This is a genomic window from Nonomuraea sp. NPDC050540 (assembly GCF_044457485.1).
Lineage (GTDB): Bacteria > Actinomycetota > Actinomycetes > Streptosporangiales > Streptosporangiaceae > Nonomuraea.
In genome coordinates, this window is record NZ_JBITHA010000001.1 from 136,654 (window position 1) to 145,963 (window position 9,310).

At 70.1% G+C, this 9,310-nt stretch carries 8 protein-coding genes; 7 read left to right on the forward strand and 1 reads right to left on the reverse strand.

Annotated elements, in window-relative coordinates:
* From ftsH to ACIBI5_RS00725, 6 genes are all read left to right on the forward strand, one after another.
* Positions 1-2,121, forward strand: coding sequence for an ATP-dependent zinc metalloprotease FtsH (gene ftsH, locus ACIBI5_RS00700; RefSeq protein WP_397241759.1), 2,121 nt, complete (start codon positions 1-3; stop codon positions 2,119-2,121).
* A gap of 372 nt (positions 2,122-2,493) precedes the next feature.
* The gene (locus tag ACIBI5_RS00705) at positions 2,494-3,105 is read left to right on the forward strand and encodes a DUF937 domain-containing protein (protein ID WP_397241761.1); all 612 of its coding nucleotides are present in this window, start codon (positions 2,494-2,496) and stop codon (positions 3,103-3,105) included.
* Positions 3,106-3,121: 16 nt separating this feature from the next.
* Entirely contained in the window at positions 3,122-3,703 is a 582-nt protein-coding gene (locus tag ACIBI5_RS00710; protein WP_397241763.1) for a Maf family protein, read from the forward strand.
* A 192-nt stretch (positions 3,704-3,895) separates the two neighbouring features.
* Positions 3,896-4,078, forward strand: coding sequence for a hypothetical protein (locus tag ACIBI5_RS00715; RefSeq protein WP_397241765.1), 183 nt, complete (start codon positions 3,896-3,898; stop codon positions 4,076-4,078).
* Between the two features lie 65 nt (positions 4,079-4,143).
* On the forward strand, positions 4,144-4,905 hold the full coding sequence (locus ACIBI5_RS00720) for a class I SAM-dependent methyltransferase (protein WP_397241767.1): 762 nt from the start codon (positions 4,144-4,146) through the stop codon (positions 4,903-4,905).
* 362 nt (positions 4,906-5,267) lie between these two features.
* On the forward strand, positions 5,268-6,839 hold the full coding sequence (locus ACIBI5_RS00725; RefSeq protein WP_397241769.1) for an ATP-dependent DNA ligase: 1,572 nt from the start codon (positions 5,268-5,270) through the stop codon (positions 6,837-6,839).
* A 2-nt stretch (positions 6,840-6,841) separates the two neighbouring features.
* On the opposite strand, the gene ACIBI5_RS00730 is transcribed toward ACIBI5_RS00725, so the two are convergent.
* Positions 6,842-8,020, reverse strand: coding sequence for an AAA family ATPase (locus tag ACIBI5_RS00730; RefSeq protein WP_397241771.1), 1,179 nt, complete (start codon positions 8,018-8,020; stop codon positions 6,842-6,844).
* A 373-nt stretch (positions 8,021-8,393) separates the two neighbouring features.
* Between ACIBI5_RS00730 and ACIBI5_RS00735 the strand changes: the two genes are divergently transcribed.
* Positions 8,394-9,011 (forward strand): septal ring lytic transglycosylase RlpA family protein, encoded by a 618-nt coding sequence (locus tag ACIBI5_RS00735; RefSeq protein ID WP_397241773.1) that lies wholly within the window; start codon positions 8,394-8,396, stop codon positions 9,009-9,011.
* Positions 9,012-9,310: the final 299 nt, after the last annotated feature.

Genomic DNA, 9,310 nt, shown 5'->3' on the forward strand with positions numbered 1-9,310 from the left:
ATGGATGCGGCGATTTGGGGGAGTGACGCCGTGGAACGCTCTGGGCCGCCTCAGGAGCAGGACAAGAACAAGCAGAAGCCCTGGCGCGCCGAGGGCCTCCCGGGTGGTTCCGGCACCGGACGTCCCAAGATCAATTGGTGGCGCTTCGTCGTGACGCTGCTCGTGGTGTACGCGGGCTTCTTCCTGATCTCCTCGTTCTTCGACAGCGAGCCGGTGGAGACGATCTCCTACACGGAGTTCACCAAGCAGGTGACGGCGAACAACGTCAAGGACATCTCGGCCGAGGGCACGTCCGTCCAGGGTGAGCTGAAGGCGGCGGCGACCGACCCCGACGACAAGAAGCAGTACACGAAGTTCGACACCGAGATCCCGGTGTTCGCCAACACCGACCAGCTGGACGCCCAGCTCAAGGCCGCGGGCGTGAACATCACGTCGACTCCGGTCGGCGGGCGCGGGCTCTTCCTGAACCTGTTGCTGTCGTTGCTGCCCGTGCTGCTGCTCGCGGCCCTGTGGATCTGGGTGATGCGCCGCGGCGCCAGCATGATGGGCGGCGGCGGCCTGGGCGGGCTCGGCAAGTCGAAGGCCGCCAAGCCGGTCGAGAGCTCCAAGATCCGGGTCACGTTCGACGACGTGGCCGGCATCGACGAGGTCGAGAACGAACTCGTCGAGATCGTCGACTACCTGAAGGACCCGGGCAAGTACCGCAGGCTCGGCGCCAAGCTGCCCAAGGGCGTGCTGCTCGCCGGCCCGCCCGGAACCGGCAAGACGCTGCTGGCCCGCGCCGTGGCCGGTGAGGCCAACGTGCCGTTCTTCTCCGCCAGCGCCTCCGAGTTCATCGAGATGATCGTCGGCGTGGGCGCCTCCCGGGTGCGCGACCTGTTCGAGGAAGCGCGCAAGGTCGCCCCGGCGATCGTGTTCATCGACGAGATCGACGCCATCGGCCGCGCCCGCGGCGGCGCCTCCGGCCTCGGCGGGCACGACGAGCGCGAGCAGACCCTCAACCAGATCCTCACCGAGATGGACGGGTTCTCCGGCGCGGAGGGCGTCATCGTCATCGGCGCCACCAACCGGCCCGAGGTCCTCGACCCCGCCCTGCTGCGCCCCGGCCGCTTCGACCGGACCGTGCAGGTCGGCCTGCCCGACGCGGCCGGCCGCAGCGCCATCCTGAAGGTGCACACCCGCGGCGTACCACTGGCCGCCGAGGTCAGCCTCGACCAGCTCGCCAAGACCACGCCCGGCATGACCGGCGCGGACCTGGCCAACCTCGTCAACGAGGCGGCGCTGCTGGCAGCCAAGCGCGGCAAGGACAAGGTCGGCACCGCCGACTTCGCCGACGCGCTGGAGAAACTGCAGCTCGGCGCGGCCCGCAGCATCGTCATGCCGGAGGAGGAGCGGGTCAGGACCGCCTACCACGAGGCCGGGCACGCGCTGCTCGGCATGCTCCAGCCCGGCGCGGACCCGGTCAGGAAGATCTCGATCATCCCGCGCGGCCGGGCGCTCGGCGTCACCCTGTCCACGCCCGACACCGACCGCTACGCCTACGACGAGAAGTACCTGCGCGGCCGCATCGCCGGCGCCCTGGGCGGCATGGCCGCCGAGCAGGTCGTGTACGACATCATCACCACCGGCGCCGAGAACGACCTGGAGCAGGTCACCATGATCGCGCGGGGCATGGTGGGCCGGTGGGGCATGTCCGCCAAGGTCGGCCCGCTCACCATCCTCCCGAATGACGGCCAGCAGCCCCAGGCCTCACCCGCCACCCTCGCCACCGTGGACGAGGAGGCCCGCCGGATCGTGGACGAGTGCTACGAGGTGGCGGTGCGCATCCTGTCGGAGAACCGCGACAAGCTGGAAGCCATCGTGGTGGCGCTGCTGGAGCACGAGACGCTGGACGAGGCGGGTGCGTATGCGGCGGCCGGGGTCAGCCGGCCGCCGCACACCCCGCTGGAGGCCCCGCGCGCCAACGGCGAACTGCCTCGGGGGGCGGACGCTCCCTCGGGCCCGGCGCCGCTGCCGCAGCAGTCGGTGGACGGGTCGCCGGTGCCTGACGTGTCCACCCCGATGCCTTCCGATGGCGCCCCGAACGGGGTCGCGGGCTCTTCCGACGCACCCAAATCCTGAGGCGTGCTTTCTGGGGTCCTGAGCTCGGGCCGGTTCCTTCCTTCCTTCGTTCGGGAGGGAGGCCGGTTCCCACGGGGCTTCCGAGAGGCTTGCGCTGTTGAGGGCTTCGATCCTGGAGGTCTGGCTCAAGGGCTTTCGCGGGACGCTGGTTCCCCGCCGCCCTTCCCCGATACGTGGGCCAACCTGTGGAAGGCCCGGTTTCCGATCTTTTGTGAGGCTCTGGTTGTCTCGCGGTTCTTGAGGGGCTCGGGGGGTTTGAGGCGGGCCGTACCTGATCTGAGGGGTGTTGGTAGACAGTTAGGTCAATTCGGGAAATAGCTCGATAAAGCGGAGGGTAGGTCCACCCGAGACAAACGATCGGGGGGACTTGTCGTGTCACTCAATGATGAGCTACTCGCACAACTGGGCGACTCCGGACTGCAGCAGATCGCCGGTCTGCTCGGCACCGACACGGCCACGGCGCGCAGCGTCGTCGAGGCCGCGACGGGCACCATCGCGGGCGGCATGGCCCGCAACGCCGAGAACAACGACGGCGCGCAGTCACTGCGCAGCGCACTCGACCAGCATGTAGACGCCGACCCCTTCACCGGTGACGTCGCCAGCCTGTCGAGGGACGGCGAGGGGATCCTGGGTCACGTTCTCGGCTCGCAGGGGACGGAGCAGGCGGCGCAGGGGCTGGCGCAGTTCGCCGGGATCAACTCCGGCACCATCATGAAGCTGCTGCCGCTCATCGCACCCATGATCATGTCCTTGCTGGCCAACCGCGCCTCCCAGCAGAACATGGACGCCGGAGCCGTGGCCAACGACCTCAACCAGGAACAGGCCGGCATGCAGACCGGCGGCCTCGGCGACCTGCTGGGTTCCGTGCTCGGCGGCATCTTCGGCGGCGAACAGCAGCCGAGCCAGCCGCAGCAGCCGCCCCAGCAACAGCAGCAACAGCAGCCGTCCTCGGCCGCTCCGGGCACGTCGAACCCCGACTGGTGACCGGTAAGCTGGGGTGATGATCGTCCTCGCCTCAGCGTCACCCGCCCGTCTGGCCCTTCTGCGCACTGCCGGGCTCGATCCCAAGGTGATCGTCAGCGGCGTGGACGAGGACGCGTACACCGCGCACTCGCCCGCCGCGCTGAGCCTCGTGCTGGCGCGGGCGAAGGCCCGCGCGGTGGCCTCCGACCTGGACGAGGGGCTGGTCATCGGCTGCGACTCCATCCTTGAGCTGGACGGCCGGCCGTACGGCAAGCCGGGCACGCCCGAGGAGACGGCCATCCGCTGGCGGATGATGCGCGGCCGCACGGCCCGCCTGGTGACCGGCCACTGCGTCATCGACGTGACGGCCGGCCGGGAGGCTGCCGAGACGGCGACCACGGTGGTCCGCTTCGGCCAGCCGACCGAGGCCGAGCTGGAGGCGTACATCGACTCGGGGGAGCCGCTGCAGATGGCCGGTGGGTTCAGCATCGAGGGACGCGGCGGGTGGTTCGTGGACGGCATCGACGGCGACCACGGCAACGTGCTGGGCATCTCACTGCCGCTGACCCGATCGCTGTTCGAAGAACTGGGCCACTCGGTGACGTCCTACTGGCGGTAGCCGCCCTTTACGAAGCCCTCCGACCACACGACCCTGCCACCTGACACGCCTCCGCCGCGCCGCTGGGCTCCGGGCGGTGACTCGCGTTGGAGGTGGCCTCCCGCAGGGCGGCCGACCCCGTGATCCGCGTGGCACACCGCCAGGGAGGACTGCCGTAGAGCAGCCAACGCGAACGCCGGCGACGTGGCGGCCATGCGGTGCGCAGCCGTGGAGCAGGTCCTGTGCGTGGGTGCCAACGTCGCGATCCGCGAGCCGCGTGGCGTGGCGGCGCGGGATGTCTGCTGCAGGGCCGCCAACGTGGAGGTCGTCGACGTGGCCACCGCGTGGCGTGGCGCTGCGGAGAACGGCCTTGCGCAGAGGGCGCTGACGCCGTGATCCGCGGTGCGGCTGCGGGTGGCGTGCGCTCGACCGGGTGGCTGGTGAGCTGCGAAGGTGATCTTATGAAGCGCGCATTCGAGGATCTGGTGGACGAGGCCGCGTCGGTGTCCGTGGAAGGCTGGGACTTCTCCTGGCTGGATGGGCGTGCGACGGAGGCGCGGCCTTCGTGGGGGTATCAGCGGCTCATGGCCCAACGCCTGGCTGGAGCTACCGCCGGGCTTGATATTCAGACGGGCGGTGGGGAGGTGCTGGCCGGGGCCGCGCGGCTTCCGTCGTTGATGGTCGCCACCGAGTCCTGGCCGCCGAATCTCGCCAAAGCCACCCGGCTGTTGCATCCGCGGGGGTGCGTGGTGGTGTCGGACCCGGATGAGCCGCCGCTGCCGTTCGCTGACGGGGCCTTCGACCTGGTGACGAGCCGGCATCCGGTGACCGTGTGGTGGGAGGAGATCGGCCGCGTCCTGGCTCCCGGCGGGACGTATCTGTCGCAGCAGGTGGGGCCGGAGAGTGTGTTCGAGCTGGTCGAGTACTTTCTGGGGCCGTTGTCTGACGAGAGGCGGCGGGGGCGGCATCCGGATGACGCTCGGGCCGGTGCGGAAGGGGCCGGCCTCGAGGTGATGGATCTTCGGTTCGAGCGGTTGCGGACGGAGTTCTTCGACGTGGGGGCGGTGGTCTACTTTCTGCGGAAGGTGATCTGGATGGTGCCTGGGTTCACGGTTGAGGAGTATCTGCCGCGGTTGCGGGAGCTGCATGAGCGGCTGGAGAGCGAAGGGCCGTTCGTGGCCACCACCACCCGCTTCTTGATCGAGGCTCGTAAACCGGGGTGACCTCGCGATCCTCGCGGCGCCGCCGGCCGCATGTGCGATAGCGGGGTGTGGGGCGCCGTGCGGCGGGGTGGTGGGTGGTGGGCTTGGCGCCCCTCGCCGGTGGGCGGGGTGGGGCACGGTGGCCGGTCAAGGTGGGCCGTAGCGGCGGGGGCCCGTCCGACGTGGGAAGCGATCCCCACGATCGGCGGTCACTCGCGACGGCGGGTGGGGGTGGGGTGGCTTGCCGTAACGGATGGTGGGGGTGGGGGTTTGTCGTAGCAGGGGGTGGGGTTTGTCGTAGTGGGGGCGCTGGTCGCGGCGACGTCAGGATGGTGCGTCGGCGCTGGTGGGTTTTGTCGGCGGGGTGCGGCAACATAGCGGGTGTGCTATTGATCGACGTGGTCCGGGTGTCGGAGGCGGTGACGCGGACGTCGGCTCGGCTGGGGAAGGTGGGACACCTCGCCGAGCTGCTCGGCAGGGTTGGCCCCGATGAGGCCGAGATCGCCATCGCCTACCTGTCCGGTGAGCTGCCGCAGCGGCAGGTCGGGGTGGGGTGGCGGACGCTTCAGGACATTCCGCCGCCCCGGCTGGCCGCCACTGCCACGCTGGCCCAGGTGGATGAGTTGCTGAGCCGGATCAAGGCTGTTTCCGGGCAGGGGTCGCAGGCGGCGCGGAAGGGGCTCGTGACGGAGCTGTTCGCGGGGCTGACCAGTCAGGAGCAGGCGTTCTTGACCCGGTTGCTCAGCGGGGAGCTGCGGCAGGGGGCGCTTGACGGGGTGATGATCGAGGCTCTGGCCAAGGCGTCCGGGGCGCCGTCGGCGGACGTGCGGCGGGCGCTGACGTTGCGGGGGTGGCTGCCCGCGGTGGGGGCGGGGGCGCTTTCTGGTGGGATCGACGCTTTGCGGGCGTTCCGGCTGGAGGTTGGCCGTCCGGTTGCTCCCATGCTGGCGGGGAGTGCGGCCAATGTTGCCGCCGCGCTGGAGAAGGCTGCTCAGGTCAGGCCGCAGACCGCTGCCAAAGACTCTGAAGACGGCGCCTCGGGTGTGGTGGCGTTGGAGTGGAAGCTGGATGGGATTCGGGTGCAGGCGCACCGGTCTGGGGAGGATGTCCGGGTCTTCACCCGCACGCTTGACGACATCACCAATCAGGTTCCCGAGCTGGCCGAGGCCATGCTCGCCCTGCCCGAGACCGATCTGGTGCTCGACGGTGAGCTGATCGCGCTTCAGCCGGACGGACGGCCGCACCCCTTCCAGGTCACGGCGAGCCGGGTGGCCAGCAAGCTGGACGTCGCGCGGCTGCGCGAGGAGACACCGTTGAGCGTGTTCTTCTTCGACGCGCTGCGAGCCGGTGGCGAGGATCTTCTCGATCTGCCCTACGCCGAACGGCAGGAGGCCCTGGCCAGGACCGTGCCGCCAGGTCTGCTCACCCCGCGCCTGGTCACCGGTGAGGTGGCCAAGGCGGAGGCGTTCTTCGCCGAGGTCGTGCGCGCCGGGCACGAGGGGCTCGTGGTCAAGGCCCTCACCTCACCGTACGCCGCCGGTCGGCGCGGCGCCGGATGGATCAAGGTGAAGCCGCGCCACACGCTCGACCTCGTGGTCCTGGCGGCGGAATGGGGTCACGGCCGCCGGGAGGGCAAGCTGTCCAACCTTCACCTCGGCGCCCGCGACCCCGAGGGCGGCTTCGTGATGCTGGGCAAGACGTTCAAGGGCCTGACCGACGAACTGCTCGCCTGGCAGACCGAACGGTTCCTGGAGATCGCCGACGGCCCCACCGACGGCTGGACGGTCACGTTGCGCCCCGAACTCGTCGTCGAGATCGCCTTCGACGGGGTCCAGCGATCGCCGCGCTATCCCGGCGGCATGGCGCTGCGATTCGCCCGGGTACTGCGCTATCGCCCGGACAAACGGGCCGACGAGGCCGACACCGTCGACACGGTCCGGTCCCTCATGGTCTGACGTCAGCGTTTGGGCCATTTCCAGCTGGGCCCGTCGAGCGGTCCCTGCCCGGCCACCCCGGTCTCGCCCAGGTCCTTCACCAGTTCGATCGTCGTGGCCTTGCGCCGTTCCAGCGCGGCGACCAGGGGCTTGGCGTGCGTCACGACGATCACCTGCGTCTCCTCGGCGGCCGCGGCGATCAGTTCGCCCAGAGGTTCGAGGAGGTCGGGGTGGAGGCTGGTCTCCGGCTCGTTCAGGACCAGCATCTCCGGCGGGCGGGGCGTGAGGAGCGCGGCCACCCACAGCAGATACCGCAGCGTGCCGTCGGACAGTTCCGCGCTGCCCAGCGCGCGCAGCAGTCCGTGCTGCCTCAGCGTGAGCTCCATGCGCGTACCCTCAAGCGCGATCTCCACCCGGCTGCCCGGGAAGGCGTGGTCGACGGCCGCGTCGAGCGCGTCCGCGTCGCCGATCTCGCGGATCGTCTGCAGCGCCGCCGCCACGTCGCCGCCGTCGTGACCCAGAACCGGGGTGCGGGTGCCGATCTGTGCTTGTCGTGCTGGTGCGTACGCGTCCGTCCGTAGATGGTCGTAGAAGCGCCATGACCTGATCCGTTCGCGCAGCACCAGCAGATCGGGCGCGCGCACCGGATCCGCCATCTCGCTGAGCATGCTGTCGAAGGGCTGCAGGTCGTGCGGCACGAACTCCCACCTGCCGCCGCGATCACGAATCTGTACGGCGGGGCCGCCCCGCTGGGCCAGCAACGTCGCGGGCCGGAGGATGGGCCCCGCCCAGGTCGCCTCGGCCTTGATCTCCGGGTCGAGGGAGAAGGCGGAGGCGGCGCCGCCGTACCCGCCGGTGGGGATGGGCAGGCCCAGGTCCATGGCGTAGCCGAAGTCGTCTCCGGCGAAGCCCAGCTTGAGGCTGACCGGGCCGGAACGGGTCGTGCCCTGCACCGGGTGGGCGCCCTCGCGTACGCTCCGGCCGATGTTCTCCGGTCCGGCCCACAGTGTGGACGCCAGGCCGCCCTCCCTGGCCAGCGCGGCGACGGCGCCGTTGCGCGCGGAGTCGGCGAGCAGGCGCAGCGCGCGGTAGAGGCTGGACTTGCCGCTGCCGTTGGCGCCGGTCACGACGTTGAGCCGCCCCAGCGAGACGAACAGCCTGCGCAGTGACCGGTAGTTCTCGACGGCGAGCGTGTTCATCATCGTGCCAGGGTACGGCCCGGCCGAATTGATCACGCAGAGTGCTCACCGGGAATCCAGGACACCACAAGATCAGGCGCGTAGCCTCGAAACTCGAGTGAAACTTGTGATCAAAGTGATATATGTCACTACTTGACTCATTAAGTTGCCTTTACTCGGGCTTTGTCGCGTATGTTCACTCCGTTGCCGGGGCGTTGACTCGCCCCATCCTGCCGGGAACGGCCGAAGCGCGCACTATACCCCTTCTCGCCTGGCCTTTCCCCGTCCTGTCCCCTATCTAGGACTGTGGTTCCCCTTGGGTCAGCATTCGACCAAGCCGTCTCGTCCGAACCCCCTTGCCCGGTCATCCGCAAGCGGCAAGCGCCGCTGGACCGCCTTGGCCGCCGGAGTCGCCGTCGTCGCGGCCGCCTCGACCACCGCCTGGGCCGCGGTTACCAACGGTGACGACACCCGGCGCGCCACCGCCATGAACACCGCGGCCGTCCCTCCGGCCCAGACCCCGGCCGGGCGTCCCTCCGCCGCCTCACAGACCGCCACCCCGAAGCCACGGCTCGGCGGTCCGGCCCAATCTCAGGGCAAACCAGCGCATTCACCCTCGCCCGGTGACCCCGAGGCGTCTCCCAAGCCGTCGTCAAGCCCCAGCAAAGCGCCTGCCGCGCCCAAGGTGGCCAAGGCGGAGCGGGTCTCCAAGCCGCGTACCCGGGTCGTCTCCACCGGTACCTGCGGGGCCTCCTTCTACGGCGAGCCCCAGATGACCGCCAGCGGGGAGCGCTTCAACCCGTCCGCGATGACGGCTGCGCACAAGACGTTGCCGCTGGGCAGCCGGGTCCGGGTCACGAACCCGAACAACGGCGACTCGGTGACCGTCCGCATCAACGACCGTGGGCCCTATGTGGGCGGACGGTGCCTGGACCTTTCGGAAGCCGCCTTCGACGCCATCGGCAACACCGGCTCGGGCGTCATGACCGTCAAGTACGAGGTCCTGGCCAGGTAACCCCTCACCTGCGCTTGCGTGGCAGGCGGCTTTGGCATGGGTGCTCTCCTGCGGCGGTGTGGTGGCCGGGAAGGGCGGGCGTCGGCGGCTCTCGCGGCGCGGCAGACCGATGTCTGGTGTCCGGTGACCGGTGCGGGCCGGGGTTGAGGCGTGGTTGGTGCGTGGCTGGGCTGGTGCCTTGCGCGCGGAGCCCGGAGGCCGTGCGGGGCAGGTCTCGCCGGTGTCTCGCGGGAGCCGGTTGTCCCGTGCTGAGCTGGCGTCTCGTGCGGGATCGGTCTCGCGTGCGGAGCCGGGTGCCC

Coding starts and splice junctions, on each gene's coding strand:
- ftsH (WP_397241759.1), top strand. CDS start 1: ATGGATGCGGCGATTTGGGGGAGTGACGCCGTGGAACGCTCTGGGCCG.
- ACIBI5_RS00710 (WP_397241763.1), top strand. CDS start 3,122: ATGATCGTCCTCGCCTCAGCGTCACCCGCCCGTCTGGCCCTTCTGCGC.
- ACIBI5_RS00715 (WP_397241765.1), top strand. CDS start 3,896: ATGCGGTGCGCAGCCGTGGAGCAGGTCCTGTGCGTGGGTGCCAACGTC.
- ACIBI5_RS00720 (WP_397241767.1), top strand. CDS start 4,144: ATGAAGCGCGCATTCGAGGATCTGGTGGACGAGGCCGCGTCGGTGTCC.
- ACIBI5_RS00730 (WP_397241771.1), bottom strand. CDS start 8,020: ATGATGAACACGCTCGCCGTCGAGAACTACCGGTCACTGCGCAGGCTG.